The 23765-nt window shown below is 65.8% G+C and carries 5 protein-coding genes and 5 pseudogenes; all 10 read right to left on the reverse strand.

The window, feature by feature from the left end:
- The gene (locus ASC85_RS02020) at positions 1–3837 is read right to left on the reverse strand and encodes a non-ribosomal peptide synthetase (protein WP_057448035.1); all 3837 of its coding nucleotides are present in this window, start codon (positions 3835–3837) and stop codon (positions 1–3) included.
- Positions 3834–14033: a non-ribosomal peptide synthetase gene (locus ASC85_RS02025; RefSeq protein ID WP_057448036.1), complete on the reverse strand. Its 10200-nt coding sequence runs from the start codon at positions 14031–14033 to the stop codon at positions 3834–3836. The genes ASC85_RS02020 and ASC85_RS02025 overlap by 4 nt, the downstream gene beginning before the upstream one ends.
- A gap of 93 nt (positions 14034–14126) precedes the next feature.
- On the reverse strand, positions 14127–16245 hold a 2119-nt coding region (locus ASC85_RS32820), incomplete at its 5' end, for a condensation domain-containing protein (protein ID WP_442966191.1).
- A 1-nt stretch (position 16246) separates the two neighbouring features.
- Positions 16247–16551, reverse strand: a pseudogene (locus tag ASC85_RS32825) (AMP-binding protein); the annotation flags it as partial.
- Positions 16552–16614: 63 nt separating this feature from the next.
- Positions 16615–19192 (reverse strand): annotated as a pseudogene (locus ASC85_RS32830) (condensation domain-containing protein); the annotation flags it as partial.
- Position 19193: 1 nt separating this feature from the next.
- Positions 19194–19399 (reverse strand): annotated as a pseudogene (locus ASC85_RS33680) (hypothetical protein); the annotation flags it as partial.
- A gap of 1 nt (position 19400) precedes the next feature.
- Positions 19401–20057: pseudogene (locus tag ASC85_RS32835) on the reverse strand (AMP-binding protein); the annotation flags it as partial.
- A 1-nt stretch (position 20058) separates the two neighbouring features.
- Positions 20059–20492 (reverse strand): annotated as a pseudogene (locus ASC85_RS32840) (AMP-binding protein); the annotation flags it as partial.
- Positions 20449–22746, reverse strand: a complete 2298-nt coding sequence (locus tag ASC85_RS32845; protein ID WP_236712305.1) for a condensation domain-containing protein — start codon at positions 22744–22746, stop codon at positions 20449–20451. The gene ASC85_RS32845 and the pseudogene ASC85_RS32840, both read right to left, overlap by 44 nt.
- Positions 22694–23764, reverse strand: a 1071-nt coding sequence (locus ASC85_RS32850; RefSeq protein WP_236712306.1) for an amino acid adenylation domain-containing protein, incomplete at its 5' end; no start/stop codon positions are given. The genes ASC85_RS32845 and ASC85_RS32850, both read right to left, overlap by 53 nt.
- Between the last annotated feature and the right edge of the window lies 1 nt (position 23765).

The following is a 23765-nucleotide window of genomic DNA, read 5'->3' on the forward strand; positions in this document are numbered from 1 at the left end:
TCAAACCGCTCCGTGTGTAGCAATGGCCGTGAGGCGCGCCGCCAATTGTTCATGCAAGGCGCGTTGCTCAAGGATAGTGAGGTGTTGTGCTGCGATGACCTCGCGGGTCAATGGCCCGCTGCTCAGCTCTTCCCAATGTGGGTCGACGAAGGCCGCCTCGGCCAGGGTATCGCTGGCCCACCAGACATGCACCGGGCAGCTCAACCGTGCGGGCTTGAACGTGGCCAGCAGATGCTGCGTATGCTGCTGGTAGCGCAGCCGCGTTTGCAAATGCTCCCAACTGTCACCATCGAGTTGCAGGCCTTGTTGCCGTGCCCACTGGACCAGTTCCGGTAGGCGTGCCACCGGTGGCAGGGCGTCCAGTTGCGCCAGCAACGCGGCCATGATCGGCGGCGGCAACTGGCGCAACACCGCCTGGCTGTCCGGTGTCAGTGCTTGGGAAGCCGATTCCAGCAGTGCTTCGACACTGTCTTCCGGCGCCTGATGCTGGTATTGCGAGTCAATGATACCGAGAAACGCCACTTCTTCACCCTGGCTTTCCAGGTGAGCGGCCGCGGCAATCGCGAGCAGGCCGCCAAGGGAGAAGCCCAGCAGGTGATATGGCCCCTGCGGTTGCTGCTGGCGCAGGTGTTCGACATAAAGCGCGCCGAGGCTCTCGATATCGCCGCCCAGCGCTGTGCTGTCGTCGGTCAGGTAGGCCGCCTGCAAGCCCCACAGATGCCAGCCCGAAAGCGGTGTCAGTAGCGTGCGGTAATCCTGCACGTGGCCGGTGGACGGGTGGAAGCAGAACAGGTTGGCGGCTTCAACGGCATTGGGCGCCGACAGCCGGACCAGCGGCGAGAGCTTGAGCTCGGCCTGTACCAGCGCCGCAAACGCCGAGACGCTCGGGGCATTGAACACCGCATTGACCGTCACCGGTGCCGACAGCGCGGTCTGCAAGCGACTGGCAAGGGTCACTGCTGCCAGGGAGTGGCCGCCCAGCTCGAAGAAGTCATCGTCGATGCCCACTCGCTCCAGGCCCAGCACCTGTGCCCAGACGTCGGCGAGCAGGGCTTCCAGCGGTGTGCGCGGCAAGGCGCTGCCGACCGTGTCGAGGACTTTATCGGCCCATTGCTGCAGGGTCTTGCGGTCGAGCTTGCCGTTGCCCATCAACGGCAAGGCTTCGACGATCCGCAGGGTGGGCAGCATGTAGTCCGGCAAGCAATCCTGGGCTTGGCCATGCAGCCGGGCGACCGTGGTCGAATGCCCGGGTACCAGGGTCATGAACGCGAACAGTTGCTGGCCGAGCTCGCCCCGAGGGATGCATTCCACGGCAGCCTGGGCTACACCGGGAAGGCCGCTCAGCTGCGCCTGGATCTCGTCGAGCTCTACGCGGAAACCGCGGATTTTCACCTGGCGGTCTGCGCGTCCGGTGATTTCCAGGCTACCGTCATGGCGATAGCGGGCCAGGTCGCCGGTGCGATAGAGGCGTTCGCCAGGCAGTTGCGCCAGTTCGATAAAACGTCCGGCGCTTTGTTGTGCGTCCAGGTAACCGCGGGCCAGTTGCGGGCCGGCGATATACAGCTCGGCGCTTTGGCCGGGGGCGGCCAGCGCTTGCTGCTCGTCGAGCAGGTACAGGCGCATGCCGTCGAGACGGTCGCTCAGCGGCAGGCGGCGATAATCCATGGCCGGCTCGGCTTTGTGCATCACCACGCCAACGGTGGTTTCGGTCGGGCCGTAATGGTTGAAGAGCGCCAGTGTCGGTGCGAGGCCGCGAATGCTTTGCAACAGGCGCCGCGAGCAGCTTTCGCCACCGAGGATCAATTGCTTGCGTGGCAACACGGCAGCGCTTTGGGCGTGAATCAGCCAGGCCTCAAGCAACGACGGCACGATCTTCAGGTGGTCGATCGGGTACTGCGCCTGCCAGGCAGCCCAGGCCTGGGCATCCATCGCCGTTTCCTTGTCCAGCAGGTGCAATTCGCCGCCGCTGAGCAGGGCCGGGAACAGCAACGTGTAGCCCAGGTCGGCCGCCAGGGAAGTGACCACCGCACTGCGTTCGCCGGGCGCCAGCGCCAGGCGGCGGGACACGCTGGCGACATAACTGGCGAGCTGCCGATGCTCGACGATAACGCCTTTGGGCGTGCCGGTGCTGCCGGAGGTGAACAGCACGTAAGCTGCGTCCTGGGCTTGGATCTCGACGTCGACTGGCGTGACGGGTGCTTGCTGCCAGGTCGCTTCATCCCGCAGGTCGAGGCTGCCGATGGCGGGCAATGCAGGGGCGCTGCCGGCCGAACCACTCAGGACGAAGACCGGCTGCGCCTGTTGCAGGATGGCCAGGGAGCGCTGTGCCGGCTGGTGCACGTCCAGGGGAACGAACGCCGCGCCGCTCTTGAGTACGGCGAGCATGGCCAGGACCATCTGCGACGAGCGATCCAGGTACAAGGCCACGCGATCTTCGCGACCCACGCCTTGGGCGCGCAGGTAATGCGCCAGTTGGTTGCTGCGGGCCTGCAATTGGGCGTAGCTCAGTTGCCCGTTGTGGTCGCGCAGGGCCAAGTGCTCGGGGAACTGCGCGGCACACGCATCTAAGCGCGCCGGCACGCTGGTAAACGGCAGCGCCGCGACGTCGCCTGGCGCCTGCAGGGCGGCCAGCGTCGCGGTGAAACTCGGCGACTGCAATGACAGCTCGGCCAAGGGCTTGTCCGGATTGGCGAGGGCATCGAGCAGCAGCGATTGGAACTGCTCCAGCAAGACCAGGGCGGTTTGCTCGCTGTAGCGGCTCGGCAGGTGGCAGAGGTTCAAGCGATAGCCGCCAGCGGTGGTTTCGGCCACCAGCAGCAGCTCCATGCCCGCGGGGATGGCCTGTGCGTCCAGCACGGTGAGCGTCGATGCCAGGCTGCCCAAGGTGTCGAGCCGATCAGGCAACTGCCCACCCCACTGGAAACCATACTGCGAGGCGTCGGCCGGCAGCGCAGCACTGACGCCGCAGTATTCCTGCCATTCCGTGGCTTGCTCGCAGAGCACCTGCAGGTTCGCCAGCGCCTGGGCAAAATGGCTATCCGCCGCCGGTTGCCAGCGCAGGGGCAGGGGCTTGGCGAACAAGCCCCAGCAATCGGCGAGTTCTTCATAGTCGTCGCGGCAATCGTGGACCCAGTTCAAGGTCAGTGCCGGACTGTCGCCGGTACTCAGGCGCTGCAACAGCACGCCCCAGGCCGTCATCAAGACCTGCTCGGGCGATGCGTCGTGACGCTGGCAAAAGCTGTCCAGGGCCATGCCCAACGGCGGGGTGGCGCCCAGGCGAGTGGTGACCGGGGCGTCGGGGCGGTCGCTGCGTACCTGGCGGTAGAGCAACTCGCTGGCGGCCGGCTCGTCCAGGGCCTGGCTGGCCCAGAAGCGTCGACCAGGCTCGGCGTCTTCATCGGCCTGCAGTTCGTAGAGCCAGGCGCTGTACTGGGTATAGGTCATGGCCTCGTCATCCACCGATGGTGCATCGGTCGAGGCCAATGCCTGTGCCAGGCGCAGCAAGGTCCCGCGATCGGCGCTCAGTGCCGGCAGTTGCAGCGTCACCCGGTGACGATCGTCGCCGATTGCTTGCACCTCGACGCTGATGGCGTCCGCGGCCATGACGGTGGATTCGACCACCTGCAATGGCATCAGCAGGCCCGGCTCAGGCCGCACCCGCAGGCGCAGGGCCTCGTGGCAAGCGCTCAGGGCGACGAGCCGTTGCTGCAGACGTTCCAGGGCCAACGGACCTTTTACTTCCAGTTCCAGGCGCGCCGCTGGCAACCCGGCCAACCATTGGCTGCGCTGTTGCGGCGAGAGGGCGAAGGCTTCTTCACGTTTTTCGAAGGCGCTCATGCCTGCACCTCCGCAGCCGGCACCGGCTGTGCTTCGGGCAGGCACCCGGTCAGTTGTTCGCGGCGCATCATCTGGCCCATGGCGACACAGATCTTGCGCTCGCCCTCGAAGGGATCCCTGGCGTGGGCCACCAACATATTGTCCAGCATCACCATGTCACCCTTTTGCCAACTGAAACGTACCGCGCAGTCTTCATAGGCTTCGCCGATCACTTGCATCACCGCGTCTTCGATCACGCTGCCGTCACCGTAGTACACGTTGCGGGGCAGGTGCCCGGGGCCGAACAGGCTGATCAGGTTGCTGCGCACTTCCGGCTCCAGGCAGGCGGTGTGGTGCAGTTGCACCTGGTTGAAGAACGACAGTTCACCGGTCTCGGGATGCGCGACGATGGCCGGGCAATGCTGGGCGATCCGCAGGTTGTCGGCCCCCAGCCATTCCCAGCGCATGCCCGACGCCAGGCATTGGCGCTCGACTTCCTCGCGCTGTTCGGTTTTGAAGAAGTCCTGCCAGCGCACATCCAGCTTGTCGGTGAAGTGCCGCACATACAGCAGCCCCAGGGCTTTGAAGCGAGCGACGATATCCTCGGGCAAGCGCGCCAACACTTGCCGGCAATCGACGATGGGCGTGCAGCCGCCGCGCGGTGCCGGCGTTTCGCAATAGAACCACTGCTTGCGTGGCCATTGCGGCAGATGGGAGCTCTCGTTGTGGAAGAGAATCATGTGCTGTTCCGGGTACGGCGTGGAGTGGTAGATGTTCTTGCCCGAGGTGTTTTTCGGCAGGTCGCCGTAGGTCCCGTAGAGGTCGGGTTCGATGGCCTGGGCGAATTGTTCGAAAGCGCCAGCGTCCGGCAGGTTGAAACCCCGGAACAGCAGGCCACCGTGGGTCAGCAACTGGGCATTGATCCATTCCCGGGCTTGCAGCGCCCAGTGCACCGGGTCCAGGTCGCCGAGCAACGGCTCGATCACCAAGGGCAAGGCTTGCCCGGCGTTGAGGGTGCGGGTACGGACCTGCTCGTGGGCCACCTGGCTCACGGCGGTTGCACGAGTCTGCTTGAGCTTGCTCAGTTTCGACTGCTTGCGCGCGCTACGGGCCGAGGCGTCGTCGAGCGGCGAATCAGGCGTGGCGCCAGCGTTGCTGCCTTCAAGGCGCCACGACCACAGGTCCAGCGCCTGCGCCGGGGCCGCGACGAGCTGCTCCAGCAGGTGCTCGAAGCCTTGTTCGAGGCGCTGGAGGGTCTGCGCCTGCAACACGCTGGTGCGATACACCCAGCGCACGTTCAGGCCTTGTTCCTCGTCCTCTTCGACGAACACAGCGAGGTCGAACTTGCTGCTTTCCTGGGGCGATACCAAGTGCTCCACCTCAAGGTCCGGCAGGCTGGCATTGCCGCTGGGTGTGTTCTGCATGACGAACAGCACCTGGACCAGTGGGTTGACCCCCGGCGTACGCGGCGGCTGCAACTCCTCGACCAGTTTGTCGAACGGCACCTGCTGGTGCTGGAACGCCGACAGGCAATCCTCGCGCAAGCGTTGCAGGCGGACGTCAAAGGTTTCGCCCTCGCTCAGGCGGGCACGGATCGGCAACACGTTGACGAAGAAGCCGATGAGATGTTCCAGGGCCGGATGTTCGCGGTTGGCCAGGTCGGTGCCGACGATGAAATCGTTGGCTCCGGTGGCCCGCTGCAACAGGCTGTTGAAGGCATTGAGCAAGACCATGAACAGCGTCGCCCGTTGCGCTTGCGCATAGGCCTTGAGCACCTGCGTCTGGGCCGCGGTGAAGCGTTGCTCCAGCGCCGCGCCCTGGTAGTCGGGGCGCGCCGGGCGTGGCTGGTCAAGCGGCAGCGGGATCAGCGTTGGCGCGCCGTCGAGCTGGCGGCGCCAGTAGTCGATGGCCCTTGCCAGCAGGCGCTGTTGCGCTTCGCTGCGTTGCCAATAGGCATAGTCGGCGAACTGGATCGGCAGCACCGGCAGCACCGGTGTCGAGCCGCTGGTGCGGGCCTGGTACCCGACGATCAACTCCTGCATCAGGATGCCCATGGACCAGGCGTCGGTGGCGATGTGATGCAGCACCAGTTGCAGCACATGATCATCGGCCCCCAGGCGCAGCAGGTTGGCGCGCAGCATCGGTGCCTGTTGCAGATCGAACGGGCGTGCGGCCTGTTCATCGATCAGGCGTTGCAGGGTTTGAGCCTGCTGCTCGCTGTCGAGGTGACTCAGCTCGGTTGGCGTCAAGTCCACCACAGGCGCCGGGTTGATGACCTGGCAAGGCTGGTCGCCGTGGAGGTGGAACGCCGTGCGCAAGGATTCATGGCGCTCGAAGACTGCCTGCAACGCCGCTTGCAGCGCCGCGATGTCCAGCGCGCCACGCAGCCTGACGGTGGTGGTCATGTTGTAGGCGGCGCTGGGGCCTTCGAAGCGATCCAGGAACCACAACCGTTGCTGGCTGTAGGACAGCGGCAACGGCTGGTTGCGCGGCGCCAGGGCCATCTCGCTGTCGTTGTCGGCTTCGGTCTGGGCGTTGCGCTGCTGATCGACCGCTTCGGCCAATTGTTCGAGGGTGCCACGCTCGAACAGCGTGCGCAGTGGCAGGTTCACGTTCAACCGGCGACGAATCCGCGACAACACCTGGGTGGCCAGCAGCGAGTGACCGCCGATGGCGAAGAAGTCGTCCTGCACGCCGACATTGTCCAGGCCGAGGATTTCCTGCCAGAGTTCGGCGAGCACTGTCTCGGTTGGCGTACGCGGTGCGATGCCTTGCGCCTGCGCGGTCTCGTCCTGGGGCACACCCAGGGCGGCGAGGGCGCGGCGGTCGACCTTGCCATTGGCGTTCAGCGGCAATTGCGCAAGGGCCAGCCAACGGGCCGGGACCATGTAGCTTGCCAGTTGCTGGCCCAGGTAAGCGCTCAAGACTTGTTGTGCGGACTCACCGCCCAGGTCGGCCGCTTCGTCGAGCACATACCAGGCCACCAGTTGCAACGCACCGCGGGCGTCGGGCAGTGCCAGCACCGCCGCGCTGTCCACCGCCGGGTGTTGCATCAGGCGATTTTCGATCTCGCCCAGTTCGATGCGGTGGCCACGGATCTTCACTTGCTGGTCGCGACGGCCGAGGTACTCGAGCACGCCGTCGGCACGCATCCGGCCGATGTCACCGCTGCGATACAGGCGCGCATCGGCCTGGAACGGGTGCGGCACAAAGGCTTCGCGGGTACGTTGCGGGTCGCGCAGGTAGCCGCGACCTACGCCGACACCGCCGATGCACAACTCGCCGGGTACGCCGATGGGGACCATGCGTAGCGCCGAGTCGAGGACGAACACCTGGTTATTGGCGGTCGGCTTGCCGATGGGCATGTGCAGGCAGTCGTCGGCCGGGGCTTGGGTGATGGGGTAGAAGGCGACGTCGTCGGAGCATTCGGCGGGACCGTAGGCGTTCATCAACGGGATGGCCGGGAAGCGTGCGAACCAGTCTCGCGCCAGGGCCGGTGGCAATGCCTCACCGGTAGGCAGGAGCCAGCGCAGGCTCGCCAGGTTGTGGTGCGCCTGGCTTTCCTGGAGCATGCCGCGAATTAGCGCCGGCACGGTTTCCAGCAGCGTCAGTTGCTGCTCTTGAACCGCATCGAGCAAGGCCACAGGGTCGTGGGCCTGGGCATCGGGAAGAATGTGCACGGTGGCGCCGAACAGCGGTGCGGCGAGGAATTGCCACACGCTGATATCGAACGCCGCCGAAGCCGTCTGGGCAATCCGGTCGTGCTCACCCAGGCCGAGGCTCGGGACCTTGCCGAACATGTTGTTGAGCATGCCGCGTTGTTCGACCATCACACCTTTGGGCGTGCCGGTGGAACCGGAAGTGAAGATCACGTAGGCCAGTTGATCCGGGTTGTGCGCATAGCTCACCGATGGCTGTTCACGGCCTTGCCAGAGTGCCTGGGCGATCAGGCAGGTGGGTTGCTGGCGCATCTGCGGCAGGACGTTGTCCAGTGCTGAGGTTGCGTGCTCGCACACCAGCAACAGCGGCGCTTCGCCCAGGTCCAGCAGCTCCGCCAGGCGTGCGTGAGGCTGTTGGATATCCAACGCCTGGAACGCGGCACCGGCCTTGAGCGTGGCGATCATCATCGTCAGCAAGGCCAGGCCACGCTCAGCGAACAGCGCCACCAGGGTTTCCGGGCCGGCACCGGCGGCTTGCAACGCATGGGCGATGGCGTTGGCGCGGCGGTCCAGTTCGGCGTAGGTCAGCGATTGCCCCTGGCATACCGCGGCCAGGTGCTGCGGGCGACTGCGCACTTGTTCAGCGAACAGCGCTGCATAGCCGCGCTCCAGTGGGAAGTCGACGTCGCTGCGGTTGCAGTCGATCTGCAACTGCCGGCGTTCCGCCTCGGGCAGCATGTGCAGGCTGCCCAGGGGCGCTTGCGGTGTCTCCAGCATGTTCGAAAGCAGCTGCACCAGGTGCCCGAGCATGCGCTGCACGGTGTCAGTGCTGAAACGCATGCTGTCGTAGGACAAACGAATGCCCAGGCGGTCGCCGGGGTACAACACCACCGTCATCGGGAAGTTGGTGTGCACCCGGTCTTCATAGATGTCGATGCTGAAGGCATCCAGTTGCACGCTGCTGATGTCCAGTGGCGCGTTCTCGAACACCACCAGACTGTCGAACAGCTGCTGGCCGCGTGGCACTTGGCTGCAACGCTGAATGTCCACCAGCGACGCGCTTTCGTGTTCGCGCAATTGCGCGTTGTGGGACAGCAGCGCCTGCAACCAGTCGGCCACTGGCGCTTGTGGGTCGACATCGATGCGCAGTGGCAAGCTGTTGATGAACAGCCCGACCATTTCTTCTACACCGGCGAGGTCAGTCGGGCGGCCGGCGACGGTCACGCCGAACAACACGTCGCGGTTGCCGCTGTAGCGCGACAGCAACAGCGCCCAAGCACCCTGGATCCAGGTGTTGGGGGTCAGTTGGTATTGCTGGCACAGCTGCTGCAGACGCTGGGTCTGAGCGATGCTCAGGGTCTGGTCGAAGTCGCCGACCTGTTCCGGCGCCTGTTCCGGGCCGGCCACGGGGCTGTCCACATGCAGTGGCGTCGGCTCGCTGAAACCGGCCATTTCGGCCTGCCAGAACGCGTGTGCGGCGGCCATGTCATGGCGCTCAAGCCAGCTCATGTAGCCGCGGAACGAGCGCAAGCGCGGACGGGCCACCGGCTCCTGGCGCACGATGGCCTGGTAGATCGCCAACAGGTCTTCCATCAGCAGGCCGAAGCACCAGGCGTCGGTCAGGATGTGGTGGAAGCTGCGCACCACGGCGAAGCGTCGTTCATCGAGCTGGAACACCCGCAGGTGGGTCAGCGGCGCACCGGCCATGTCGAAACCTTGCAGGCGTTGTGCTTCGAGGGCCTGGTCCATGGCCAGGCGCTGCTGTTCTTCGTCGAGATGGCGCAGGTCCTGCCAATCGAACGCCCGGTGGGTTTGGCGGTACACGCATTGCAGCGGCTCATGATCGTCCTGCCACCAGAAGGCGGTCCGCATCATCGGATGGCGTTCGAGGAACAGCTGCCACGCAGCTTCCATCGCGGGGCGTTGCAATACCCCGTCCCAGCTGTAGCGTTGTTGCATCAGGTAGATGCCGCTGTGGGGTTGCAACAGCGTGTGCAGGAGCATGCCTTGTTGCATCGACGACAACGGGTAGACGTCTTCGATGTTCAACCAGTCCAGCGGCTCGGCCGCCAGGGTCGCCGCTTGCTTGTGGCACAGTGGAAACGCCTGGCTGGCAGGGCGCAGGTCCGGTGTGGCGACGAGTCCGGCGAGTTCGCTCAAGCGTTGAGCAAGGCGCGGTGCCCAGTCGGCGGCGAGGGTGCCCTGGCTGCGCAGGTGCAGGCAGTCATCCTGCCACCAGGCGTCCAGGGTCAGTGGGCAAGGCGAAGCCGCCGATGGGCTTGCGGCTTCGACCTGGGCCAGGATGCCGCGCTCTTCGCGATGGCTGTCGAGGTTGCCCAGCCAGCGAATGGCGACCGAGGCCGTCGGCAGGTCACGCAGCGGTTCTTGCAGGTAGGTGTTGTCCGACAGGTAGCGCAGGGCGCCATAGTCGACGCCGTGTTGCGGGTAGGCGCGCATCTGCGCGGCCAGTGCCTGCAAGCGTTGCAGCAGGCTGTCGCCTTCGGGCTGAAGGAAATAAGGCACCGCCAGTGCCAAGGGCCCGATGATGCGTGCCGGGTCGAGGTCGGCCACGGCAATCGGCGCCGCGACCGGCAAGCGCTCGACACTCGGTCGGGCGCCGTGCACGCTCATCGCGATCAGGCCATTGCCGCACAGTTCACGGTACTGCTCGGCCACGGCTGCGGCCAACAGGCTGTTCCAGTCCAGTTGCAGCACTTCGCCCAGGCGCTTGAGTTCGCCGGAGGTGGCGGTCGCCAGGGTCTGTTCGATCACGCTGGCCGGCTGCTGGCTGTCAGGCAGTTGCAGCGGTTCCAGACCGGCGTATTGCAGCCAGTGCTCCCAGGCGTCGTCCAGGGCATCGCCCTGTGCGTGAGCCTGCTGGTGCCGTGTCCACTGGGTGAAGTCACCACCGGCGTAGGACAGGCGCACCGGCCGCTGATAACGCAGTTGCGCCAAGGCCAGGTTGAGGTCAGTCAGCAGCAGCGCCCAGGACGCTTCGTCCAGGCACAGCGGATGAGCGGCCAGCAACAGCGAATGTTTGCCGTTTACCTCCAGCAAGCTGGCGTGCAGGGTTTGGCCGGCGTCCAGTTCCAGCGCGTCGACACCGGCCCGGGCCAGGGCTTGCAGTTGCGCCGGGGCGCAGGTCTCCAGTTTTTCGGCGGTGACGACCGGGGCCTTGGCCGCGACCAGCACCCGTTGCTGCCACTCGCCCTCCGGCAGGGCCTTGAGCGCCAGGCGCAAGGCCTGGTGGTGTTGCTGCAAGGCGGTGATGGCCTGGCTCAGGAGCTCGCTGTCGATCGCCTGGGTCAGCGCCACGCAACGCCAAGTCGCGTGCAACGGCCCTTGTTGCAAGCGCGCCAGTTGCCCGGCGGCCAGCGGCAGTTCATAGCCATCGGTAATGTCTTGTGCCACACCCTGGCTGGCATCGGCGCCCAGCACCCGGGCGATGTCGGCGATGGTGCGGTTTTCGAAGAGCTGGCGGGGTGTGAGTTTCAGCCCTTGCTGGTTGGCGCGGGCGATGATCTGCAAGTTGATGATCGAGTCGCCGCCCAGGGCGAAGAAGTTGTCATGCACGCCGACACGCTCAAGCTTCAGCACCTCCTGCCAGATGGCGGCCAGTTGCGCTTCGACTTCATTGCGCGGGGCAACGTGGGTGGCGCTGTCGTCCGTGGGCTTTTGCGGGAGCGGCAGGCGCTGGACATCGACCTTGCCGTTACGGGTCAGGGGCAGTTCGTCGAGGGTGATGAAGTGCGCCGGCACCATGTAGTCCGGCACCCGCGCTGCGAGGTCGTTACGCAGCTTGGTGGCGGACAGCGACTGGCTGGCGATCAGGTAGGCCACCAGGCGCAGGCTGCCGTCCAGTTCCACGGCGCGGACCAGCGCCTGTTCGATCAGCGGCGACAGGCGCTTGAGCTGCGCCTCGACTTCGCCCAGCTCCAGGCGGTTGCCACGGATCTTGACCTGGCTGTCGACCCGACCGAGGAACGCCAATTGGCCGTCCACTTGCCAGCGCACGCGGTCGCCGGTGCGATACCAGCGTTGTTGATCCGCGTCGAGGTGGAAGCGTTCAGCGGTCAGGTCCGGGCGGTGCAGGTAACCCCGGGCCAGGGCGCCGTTGATCAGCAGCTCACCGGACACCCCGGTGGGCACCAGCCGACCGTTGGCATCCACCACCTGCAGTCGGCGGTTCGGCAGCGGTCGGCCGAGGGCGATGCTGCGCAGGCCCGCGGGCAGTTCGGTGGCAATCGCCCCGACCGTCGCTTCGCTTGGCCCATAGTGGTTGAACACCCTGAGCCCTGGCGCCAGGCGGTTGACCTGCTCCAGCAGCGCCGGGCTGAGGGCATCGCCACCGAAGACCAACAGGGCGCGGGGCAACAGGCGGGCATCGGGAAGCGCCTGCAACAGACCGGCCAGGTGGCTTGGGGTGATCTTCAGCACATCCACTGGGTGTTGCTCGAAGAGTTCGGCCAGTGCCAGGGGGCTGAAACCGCTGTCTTCATCCACCAGCAACAGGCTGGCGCCGCTGCACAGGGCGCCGAACAGTTGGGTGTGGCCCAGGTCGGCGGCGATACTCGACAGCAAGCCGTAACGGGCCGCCAGCGGTGGGTTGAGTACTGCGTGCACCGCCGTCAGGTAATCGACGATGGACTGGTGCTCGACCACCACACCCTTGGGGGTGCCGGTGGAGCCCGAGGTGTAGATCACGTAGGCGGCGTCAGTCGGGCTGTGGGCCACGACCGGTGGGGTGTCTGGCTGGGAGGCGATGGTCTCGGCCTGTTCCGCCAGCCACAGCGTCGGCGTGTGCTCGGCCAGGCCTTTGAGCAGGGGCGAGGCGGCCGCGCCGATCAGCAGCGCGGCGCGGCTGTCCACCAGCACATCGGCCAGGCGCCCGGCCGGTTGTTTGAGGTCCAGGGGCAGATAGGCGGCGCCGGCCTTGAGGGTGGCCAGCAGGGCAATCACGAATTCGGCGCTGCGTTCCAGGGCCAGTGCCACGACGCTATCGTGGCCGATGCCCTGGGCGCGCAAGTACTGGCTGAGGCGGTTGGCCTGCTGGTCCAGTTCACGGTAGGTCAGGGCGACCTGACGGTCGCGGACCGCCAGGTGTTCCGGGTGAGCGGCCACCTGTTGTTCGAAGCGCTGGTGCAGGCACGCCTCAGGCACCGACAGTTGCACGCCGCGACCCTGCACGAGCAGTTGCTGGCGTTCTTCAGGGCTCAGCCACTCAAGCGCGCTGACCCGGCACTGCGCTTGCGCCGCCATCGCCAACAGGATGGCGCGCAATTGTGCCGACAACACCGCGACCTCGGCGTCGCTGAAGCGACTGCGGTCGTAGCTGATCAGGTAGTGCAGTTGTTTGTCCGGCACCACGATCAGCGACAGCGGGAAGTGGTTGCGGCCTTGGGTGAGGGTAATGCCGTCGGCCTGCTGGTCGTTGCTCGGGGCACTGAAGCTCAAGCCGCCGGTGTCCTGGTTGAGCGCGTCGGTGACCGGGAAGTTCTCGAACACCAGGATCGAGTCGAACAGCGCCTGTTCGGCGGCGATGCGCGTCATCGACTTGAGCTTGCCCAGCGGCAAATAGGCGTGGTGACGCAGATCGCTGTTGGCTTGCTGCAAGTGTTGCAGCCAGGTCACCAGCGTCGGCTCGTCAGCCCATTGCACACGCAACGGCAGTGTATTGATGAACAGCCCGACGGTGCTGTCCACCGCCGCCAGGTTCTCCGGCCGCCCGGCGACGGTGACGCCATAGACCACGTCGTCACGCCCGGCGTGTTGGCCCAGCAGCAGCGCCCAGGCGCCCTGGATCAGGGTGTTGATGGTCAGGTCGTTCTGGCGGGCGAAGTGCGCCAGTTGCTCGGTTTCGCTGGCCGCCAGCAGACTTTCCCGTTCGGCGAATGGCGCCCCTGCCGGTGCTGCCTGGCGTACGGCGAAGGTGGGCAGCGGGGTCGGCTCGCTGACGTCCTGCAACTGCTCGCGCCAGAAGCCTTCGGTGGCGGCCATGTCCTGCTCCGCCAGCCAGGCGATGTAATCGCGATAAGGGCGGGTCGGCGCCAGGTCGGCGGGACGGCCATGGGCTTGTTCGTAGTACAGCGCCAGCCACTCCTGGACGGCGATGCCGACGCTCCAGCCGTCCATGAGGATGTGATGGAAGGTCCAGATCAGGTGCCAGCGCTCGGGGGCCAGGCGCACCAGGCACACGCGCATCAGCGGCGAGTCATTCAGCTCCAGGGGTTGCGCCCGCTGTTCCAGCGCCAACTGTTCCAGCGCGGCCTGTGGCGCGGCGCGGTCTTGCCAGTCCAGTTCGGTCAGGGGCAATGGCACTTCCTGTTGCACCACCTGATAGGCATCGTCCAATTCTTCCCAGAGAAACGCACTGCGCAACACCGCGTGGCGCTGCATCAGCGCCTGCCAGGCAGCGCGAAACGCGCTCAGTTGCAGCGGGCCGTTCATGTCCAGGCTCAGTTGCTGGTAATAAACCCGCGAATCCGGCTCATAGACGCTGTGGAACAACAGACCGTGCTGGGTCGGCGAAAGGGAGTAGATGTCTTCGATGTTGTTCATGCTTGCTTGGTCCATTTCAAAGTCTTGAAAACTCAAGTGAGTCGATCAAGGCGCCGCGCAGGTCTCAGACCTGCGCCGGCGCCGCACCGCTCGCTAGCTTTGGGAATTGGGTTTGGTCTTGAGCTTGCCCAGCAGCTTGTCCAGGGATTTCTGGTTCAGCGCCTTGGCCAGCGGGAAGTCCGCGGGCATCAGCGAACCGGCCTGCGGGTCGAGGCAGTGTTCGACCAGCGCCTGCAAGCGTTCCAGCAGGCGAGCGGGCAAGCGGCTGTCGGCGTTTGGCGTGACGCTGTGCCACTCGACACGCAACACGCCGTCCTCCAGCCAGGCCACCACTTCACGGGCGTGGGTCACTCGGTTCGCCGGGGCCACGTTCGGCGGCGGGGTCAGGCTGCTGGCGCGCAACCAGCCCTCTGGCGTTTGCTCATGCCCCAGGTAGTTGAACAGCACATCACCATGGCTACCCGGCAACTCGCCGCGCTGGCGCAGCAAGCCGTAGCCGAGGCCCAGGCCGGGTACGTCACGCAAGGCTTGCTTGGCGTTGCGCACCTGATCGCCCGCGGCGCCGCTGGCATTCACGCGCAGTGGGTAGAGGGTGGTGAACCAGCCGACGGTGCGGCCGACGTCCAGCCCGGCAAACGGTGCGTCACGCCCGTGGCGCTCCAGGTCCACGACGATGTCGCTGCGCTGTTCGACCTCGGCCAGGGTCGCGGCGAGGGCGGCGATCAGCAGTTCTTCCGGTTGCGTGCGGTAAGCCGCATGGGATTCGGTCAGCCATTGGTGCGTGCGGCTGGCGTCCCAGCGGGCCGACAGTGTCTGGCGCTCGGCGACCGTGGCCATGGGCGGCTGGTTTGCGCCGATCTGGGCACTCCAGTAGCGATGCTCGGCAGTAACCTTGGCGGCATGGGCTTGCAGGTGTTCGGCCCATTGACGATACGAGGTGGTTTTCGCTGGCAACGTCGGGTTCTCGCCACGCTCCAGTGCCGGGTACAGCTGTTGGAAATCTTCCAGCAGCGGCGTCCAGGACACCGCATCGACCACCAGGTGATGAGCCACCAGGTACAGGCGCTGCGGCGTGCCTTCCAGCAGCGCCGCGGCAAACAGTGGGCCGTGTTGCAGGTCCAGGCCCTGGGCGACTTGCAGCAGTTGTTCCGGGTACTCGCAGCAGGTCAGTTGCGCCGGAGCCACCGGCGCGATGTGCGCCTGCCATTGGCCGTCGACGTCAGTGAAACGCAAGCGCAGGGCGTCGTGGTGGGCGACCAGTCGATCCAGCGTGGCTTGCACGATGGCCGGCTCCAGGCGACGGTCGCTGTCGGCCAGCACCGATTGGTTCCAGTGCGCGACCTGGACCTGCTGCTGGTCGAAGAACCACTGGTGCAATGGCATCAGCGGCATCGGTCCGGTCACGTCACCTTGTTCGGCCTGGGTCAGCAGCGCCGTGGTCACATGGGCCAGGGCCGCCGGGGTCGGCGAACGGAACAAGTCCCGTGGGGTGAGCGAATAGCCTTGTTCACGCAAGCGCGAGATCAGTTTCAGGCCGAGGATCGAGTCACCGCCCAGGGCGAAGAAACTGTCCGAGGTGCCGACTTCACGGCCGCCGGTCAAGGTTTCGCCGAGCAGTTCGCCGAACAACTGGCAGAGCAGGCGTTCCAGGTCGTTGCGCGGTGCCGCGTAGTCCTTCTGGGTGTTCGGCAGCGGCAGGGCGGCCAGGGCCTTGCGGTCGATCTTGCCGTTGGTGCTCAGGGGCAGGGCCGGGATCTGCACCCACACCGCCGGCACCATGTAGGCTGGCAGCTCGGCCGCGAGCTGGGTGTCGAGGTCCGATTGCGCGGTGCTGCTGCTGTAGAACGCCACCAGGCGGTTGTCGATGACCAAGGTGCAGGCACCGGTGATGGCAGGCAGGTTCAGCAGGGCTGAGTCGATTTCCCCCAGCTCGATGCGTTGACCGCGCAGCTTCACCTGATGGTCGAGACGCCCCAGGTATTCGATGTTGCCATCGGCCAGGAAGCGGCAACGGTCGCCGGTACGGTACAGGCGATCCCCGGTTACGAACGGGCTGGCAAGGAAGCGTTCTTCGGTCAGGTCCGGGCGTTTCAGGTAACCCCGGGCCACACCGACGCCGCCGATGTACAGCTCGCCGATGCTGCCAATCGGCAATGGCTGCATGGCCTCGTCGAGGATGTACAAGCGCAGGTTGGCGATGGGCTTGCCGATCNACGCCGCCGATGTACAGCTCGCCGATGCTGCCAATCGGCAATGGCTGCATGGCCTCGTCGAGGATGTACAAGCGCAGGTTGGCGATGGGCTTGCCGATCGGCACGATCACATCGTCCGCCGAGCAGCGCCAGACCGAGACGTCAATGGCCGCTTCGGTCGGGCCGTACAGGTTGATCAGCGCCGCCGGATGTTGGCCCATGAAGCGTCGCACCAGGTCCACCGGCAAGACTTCGCCACTGGCGAACACCTGGCGCAGGCTCTGGCAATCGACCAGGCTCGGCTCTTCGACAAAGGCACGCAGCATCGACGGGACGAAGTGCAAGGTCGTGACCCGTTCCTGCTGGATCAACTGGCTGAGGTAGGCCGNCGACCAGGCTCGGCTCTTCGACAAAGGCACGCAGCATCGACGGGACGAAGTGCAAGGTCGTGACCCGTTCCTGCTGGATCAACTGGCTGAGGTAGGCCGGGTCGCGATGCCCGTCTGGACGGGCAACCACCAGGGTCGCACCAGTGATCAGCGGCCAGAAGAACTCCCACACCGACACGTCGAAGCTGTACGGGGTTTTCTGCAGCACACGGTCGTTCGGGCCAATCGGGAAGGCGTCCTGCATCCAGTGCAGGCGGTTCATCAAGGCGCCGTGTTCGTTCATCACGCCTTTGGGTTGGCCGGTGGAACCGGAGGTGTAGAGCACGTAGGCCAGGTCGTGGGCTTCGACATTGATCGGTTCGAAGGCGGGTGCTTGGGGCAGGGCGTCGAGGGTCCAAGCCTGATGCCCGGCGGGCAGGCGTGACAGCCATTGCGCCTGGGTCAAGGTGACCTTGGCGTCGGCGTCTTCGATCAGGAACGCCAGGCGCGCGGCAGGCAGTTCCGGATCCAGCGGCAGCCACGCGGCGCCGGCATGGACGATGCCGAGCAAGGCCACAACCATTTCCACCGAGCGCTCCATGCACAGCGGCACGATGCTGTCGCTGCCCACGCCAGCGGCGCGCAGGGCGCGGGCGACGGCTTGTGCCCGCTGGTCCAGCTCGGCGTAGCTCAGGCGCTGGCCTTCGAACACCAGTGCCGGGGCGTTGGGGCTCAGGGCCGCTTGCTGGCTCAGGGCGGTGTGCAGGTTGGTCGGGCCGCTGTAGTGACGGTCGGTGGCGTTCCAGCGGTCCAGTTGCTGCTGATCCTGCTGTTGCGGGAACAGTTCGACCAGGGTGCGTCCAGGGCTTGCCACCAGGGCGTCAAGCAGCGCGCACCACTGCGCGCTCCAGCGTTGCATCGTCGCTTCGTCGTACAAAGCCGATTGGTATTCCAGCGCCAGCGTCATGTCGCTGCCGTCGTCCTGGACTTCCCAGCTCTGTTCAAACTTGGCGTCGATCACCGGCAGCATCTGTTCTTCGACGTTCAGCCCCGGCCATTGGCTGCTGTCGATGCGGCCGTAGTTGAGGGAGAACAGCACTTGGAACAGCGGCGTACGGTTCAAGTCGCGGTTTTGTGCGATAGCGCCGACCAGGGTGGCGAAGGGCAGGTCAGCATGGGCTTGGGCTGCACGCAGGTCGGCCTCGAGGCTGGCCAGCAGTTGCTCGACCGGGGCCCGTTGGTCGACGTCGCTGCGGATCACCAGGGTGTTGACCAGGCAGGCCAGCAACGTCTGGGTTTGCCCATGGTCACGCTGGTCCGCCGGGGTGCCGAGACGAATCTCCCGCTGACCGCTGTAGCGGGCCAGCAGCGCGCTCAGGGCCGTGGCCAGCACCACGTAGGTGGTCGTGCCGCGCTGACGGGCGAACTGGCGGATGGCTTCGGCGCGCTGGGTGCCAAGGCGCACGCTGAGTTGCCGGGCGCGGCGATTGGCTTCGGCGCTGCGTGGATGGTCGATGGGCAGGTCGAGTTGGTAGTCGTCCTGGCCCAGGTGGTTTTTCCAGTAGTCCAGGCTGTCATTGCGCCGGGCCTGGGTGTCCGGGTGCTGTTGCCACAGGGCGAAATCGACGTAGTCGATCTCCAGCGGGGTCCAGGCGGGCGACTGCCCGTTCAGGCCGGCGGCGTAGGCCTGGGTCAGTTCGTCGATGAGCAACTGCATGGCCCAGCCGTCGGTGGCGCTGTGATGCAGGCACACCAGCAGCAGGTTTTCGTCACTGCCCTGGCGTTGCAACAGGTGCGCACGCCAAGGCGCTGCGGCGGCGAGGTCGAACGGCGTCATCAGTTCGTCCTGGGCGTTGGCGCAGGTCGCTGCCCAGTCCTGGGTCGCAACGGATGTGACCGCGAGCGCCGGGCCGTGGTCGTCGATCAGCAATTGCGGCTCGCCGTCGATTTCGACGATACGGCTGCGCAGCACCAGGTGGCGCTGGCTGACCTGCTCGAAGGCCTCGCGCAAGACCTCGACCTGCAACTCGCCGCGCAAGGTCAGGGCGAATGGCATGTGGTACTCGCGGGACTCCGGCACCAGGCGGCTGAGCATCCAGAACCGGCGTTGAGCCAGGCCCAGCGGTAATTGCGCCGGGCGCGGTTGTGCGCTGATCGACTCACCGGGCATGGCCGCGCGCAGATGCTCGGCCAGGGCCGCGACCGTCGGTTGGGCGAACACCAGCGGCAAGGGCAGGGAAACCCCCAGGCGCTCACGGACCCGGCTGACCAGGCGGGTGGCCAGCAAGGAATGGCCGCCGAGTTGGAAAAAGTTGTCCTCGATGCCGACTTCCGAACCACCCAGCACTTCGCTGAACAGTTCGCAGAGCACGGTTTCAGTGACCGTGCGCGGCGCGGTGCGCGGCTGCTCGCTTTGGCTCTGTGGCAGCGGCGTGGCGGCCAATGCCTTGCGGTCGAGCTTGCCGTTGCTGTTGAGCGGCAGGTGGTCGAGCTGCACGAACAGGCTTGGCTGCATGTGCGCGGGCAGGCTGTCACTCAAGTCGGCACGCAGGGTGACCTCATCGGCGTCACCGCACCAGAAACTCACCAGACGCTGGTCNAGGCTTGGCTGCATGTGCGCGGGCAGGCTGTCACTCAAGTCGGCACGCAGGGTGACCTCATCGGCGTCACCGCACCAGAAACTCACCAGACGCTGGTCCAGCAACAAAGTGGCGGCGTCGCGAACACCGGCCTGCGCCAGCAGCGCAGCGTCGATTTCCCCCAGTTCGATACGCTGGCCGCGCAACTTCACCTGATGGTCGAGACGNGTGGCGGCGTCGCGAACACCGGCCTGCGCCAGCAGCGCAGCGTCGATTTCCCCCAGTTCGATACGCTGGCCGCGCAACTTCACCTGATGGTCGAGACGCCCCAGGTATTCGATGTTGCCGTCAGCCAGGAAGCGGCAACGGTCGCCGGTGCGGTACAGGCGATCCCCGGCCAAGAACGGGCTGGCAAGGAAGCGTTCTTCGGTCAGGTCCGGGCGTTTCAGGTAACCCCGGGCCACACCGACGCCACCGATGTACAACTCGCCGATGCTGCCAATCGGCAACGGCTGCAGGGCCTCATCGAGGATGTACAAGCGCAGGTTGGCGATGGGCTTGCCGATCGGCACGATCACATCGTCCGCCGAGCAGCGCCAGACCGAGACGTCGATGGCCGCTTCGGTCGGGCCGTACAGGTTGACCAGCGCCGCCGGGTGTTGGCCCATGAAGCGCCGCACCAGGTCCACCGGCAAGGCTTCGCCACTGGCGAACACCTGGCGCAGGCTGTGGCAGTTGACCAGGCTCGGCTCTTCGACAAAGGCACGCAGCATCGACGGGACGAAGTGCAAGGTCGTGACCCGTTCCTGCTGGATCAACTGGCTGAGGTAGGCCGGGTCGCGATGCCCATCCGGACGGGCAACCACCAGGGTCGCACCGGTGATCNGGCTCTTCGACAAAGGCACGCAGCATCGACGGGACGAAGTGCAAGGTCGTGACCCGTTCCTGCTGGATCAACTGGCTGAGGTAGGCCGGGTCGCGATGACCATCCGGACGGGCAACCACCAGGGTCGCACCGGTGATCAGCGGCCAGAAGAACTCCCACACCGACACGTCGAAGCTGTACGGGGTCTTTTGCAGCACACGGTCGTTCGGGCCAATCGGGAAGGCGTCCTGCATCCAGTGCAGGCGGTTCATCAAGGCGCCGTGTTGGTTCATCACGCCCTTGGGTTGGCCGGTGGAACCGGAGGTGTAGAGCACGTAGGCCAGGTCATTGGCTTCGACGTTGATCGGTTCGAAGGCTTCAGCGTTCGGCAACGCATCCAGCGTCCAGGCGTTATGCCCGACCGGCAAGCGTGACAGCCATTGCGCCTGGGTCAAGGTGACCCGGGCGTCGGCGTCTTCGATCAGGAATGCCAGGCGCGCGGCAGGCAGTTCGGGATCCAGCGGCAGCCACGCGGCGCCGGTCGGCGTCTTCGATCAGGAATGCCAGGCGCGCGGCAGGCAGTTCGGGATCCAGCGGCAGCCACGCGGCGCCGGCATGGACGATGCCGAGCAAGGCCACGACCATCTCCACCGAACGCTCCATGCACAGCGGCACGATGCTGTCGCTGCCCACGCCAGCGGCGCGCAGGGCACGGGCGACGGCTTGTGCTCGTTGGTCCAGCTCGGCATAGCTCAGGCGCTGGCCTTCGAACACCAGCGCCGGGGCGTTGGGACTCAGGGCCGCTTGCTGGCTCAGGGCGGTGTGCAGGTTGGTCGGGCCGCTGTAGTGACGCTCAGTGGCATTCCACTCGATCAACTGGCGATGACGCTCGGCCGCCGGCAACGGTGTCCAATCCCTGAGGCGGGTTTGTGGCGCTTCGAGCATGGCTTCCAGCAGTTGTTGCCATTGTTCCAGCCAACGCCGGGCCGTGGTTTCGCTGAACAGCGCGGCGCGGTATTCCAGCAACACCGACAGCACCTCGCCGTCATGCACTTCCCAGTTCAGGTCGTACTTGGTGGCCTGGGCGGTCACGGCGCGTTCGCTGACCTGCAACTGCGGCCATGGCTGGCTCGACGAGTCGGCGTTCTGCATGGCGAACAGCACTTGGAACAGCGGCGTCTGGCCGAGGCTGCGCGAAGGCTTCAAATGCTCGACGACCTGGTCGAACGGCACGTCCTGATGCTGCTGGGCATCCAGTACACGGTTGCGCACCTGGTCGAGCAAACCTTCGAAGTCCATCACCGGATCGAGGTCGGCACGCATGACCACGGTGTTGACGAAGCAGCCGATCAGCGGCTGCAGTTCGGCGAATGGACGCTGGGCCACCGGGCTGCCAACTCGCACATCACGCTGGTTGGCGTAGCGGCCCAAGAGCAACTGCGCGGCGCCGAGCATGAGCATGTACAGCGTGGCACCGCGCTGCTGGGCGAACTGTCGCAGGCGTTCCACCAGGGCGGTCGGCAATTGCAGTTGGACCGCGCCGGCCGCCGGGGCGAGCTGGTTTGGCCGGCCCTGTTCGGTTGGCAGGTCCAGCAGGTAGTCGCCGTCCTCCAGTTGGTCGCGCCAGTATTCCAGTTGGCTGCTGAACGCGGTCTGTTGACCGGGCTCGCGCTGCCAGAGGGCGTAATCGGGGTATTGCAGCGCCAGCTCTGGCAGTGCTGCCGGGGCGCCCTGGCACTGGGCGGTGTAGAGCTGTCGCAGTTCATCCAGCAGGTTCTGGCTGGAGGCGTCGTCGGTGGCGCAGTGGTGCACGTTGAGCAACAGCAGCGACTGGGCTGCGCCGCTGCGTTGCAATAGCGTGGCACGGACGGGTACTTCGGCAGCGAGGTCGAAGCGGCGGCCGGTTTCTGCGTGGATCGCCGCGTCGGTCAGTTGCTGCCATTGCTCGTCGCTGGTCGCATGCAGTGCCGTCACCTGCAGGCTGATATCGACCTGGGGTTCGATCACCAGCGCCAACTCGCCGTCGCTATCGCGCACGATGCGGCTGCGCAGGATCTCGTGGCGTTGGACCACGCTGTTCAGGGCCGTGCGCAGGGCCTGGACGTTGAGTGCGCCGTCCAGTTGCACGGCGCTGACCACGTTGTACTCGCCACCGCCGGTGCTCAGTTGTTCAAGGAACCACAAGCGTTGCTGTTCGAACGACAGCGGCAGGCGGCTGGGTCTTGGCACTCCGGTCCAAGTGGAGGCCGGAGCATCCAAAGGATCGCCGAGCTGGCTCGCGAAGGCAGACAGTGTCGGGTTTTCAAAAAGACTACGCAGTGGGGGTACCCGAGTGAACCGTTGACGCAAGCGGGTAAACAGCATCGCGGCCAACAGCGAGTGACCGCCAAGGCTGAAGAAATTATCGTGGACGCTGACATCCGGGCGTTCCAACACTTCGCAGAACAGCCTACTCAGTACCGCTTCGGTGGCGTTACGCGGTGCCACATGAGGTTGGCTGTCGTCGATGTTTGGCAGTGCGGTAGCCGCCAGGGCCTTGCGGTCGAGCTTGCCGTTGCTGTTGAGCGGCAGGTTATCGAGCTGCACGAAAAGGCTTGGCTGCATGTGCGCGGGCAGGCTGTCACTCAAGTCGGCACGCAGGGTGACCTCATCGGCGTCACCGCACCAGAAACTCACCAGACGCTGGTCCAGTGGCGGCGTCGCGAACACCGGCCTGCGCCAGCAGCGCAGCGTCGATTTCCCCCAGTTCGATACGCTGGCCGCGCAACTTCACCTGATGGTCGAGACGTCCCAGGTATTCGATGTTGCCGTCGGCCAGGAAGCGACAACGGTCACCGGTGCGGTACAGGCGGTCACCGGCCACGAACGGGCTGGCGAGGAAGCGTTCCTCGGTCAGGTCCGGGCGTTTCAGGTAACCCCGGGCCACACCGACGCCGCCGATGTACAGCTCGCCGATGCTGCCAATCGGCAATGGCTGCATGGCCTCGTCGAGGATGTACAAGCGCAGGTTGGCGATGGGCTTGCCGATTGGCACGATCACATCGTCCGCCGAGCAACGCCAGACCGAGACGTCAATGGCCGCTTCGGTCGGGCCATACAGGTTGACCAGCGCTGCCGGGTGCTGGCCCATGAAGCGCCGCACCAGGTCCATCGGCAAGGCTTCGCCACTGGCGAACACCTGGCGCAGGCTGTGGCAGTTGACCAGGCTCGGCTCCTCGACAAAGGCACGCAGCATCGACGGCACGAAGTGCAACGTTGTGACCTGCTCCTGCTGGATCAACTGGCTGAGGTAGGCCGGGTCGCGATGCCCGTCCGGGCGGGCAACCACCAGGGTCGCGCCAGTGATCAGCGGCCAGAAGAACTCCCACACCGACACGTCGAAGTTGTACGGGGTTTTCTGCAGCACACGGTCGTTCGGGCCAATCGGGAAGGCGTCCTGCATCCAGTGCAGGCGGTTCATCAAGGCGCCGTGTTGGTTCATCACGCCTTTGGGTTGGCCGGTGGAGCCGGAGGTGTAGAGCACGTAGGCCAGGTCATTGGCTTCGACGTTGATCGGCTCTCCGGCTTCAGCGTTCGGCAACGCATCCAGCGTCCAGGCATCATGCCCAATGGGCAGGCGCGACAGCCACTGCGCCTGGGTCAAGGTGACCCGGGCGTCGGCGTCTTCGATCAGGAATGCCAGGCGCGCGGCAGGCAGTTCGGGATCCAGCGGCAGCCACGCGGCGCCN

Source organism: Pseudomonas sp. Root401 (assembly GCF_001425105.1).
GTDB lineage: Bacteria > Pseudomonadota > Gammaproteobacteria > Pseudomonadales > Pseudomonadaceae > Aquipseudomonas > Aquipseudomonas brassicacearum.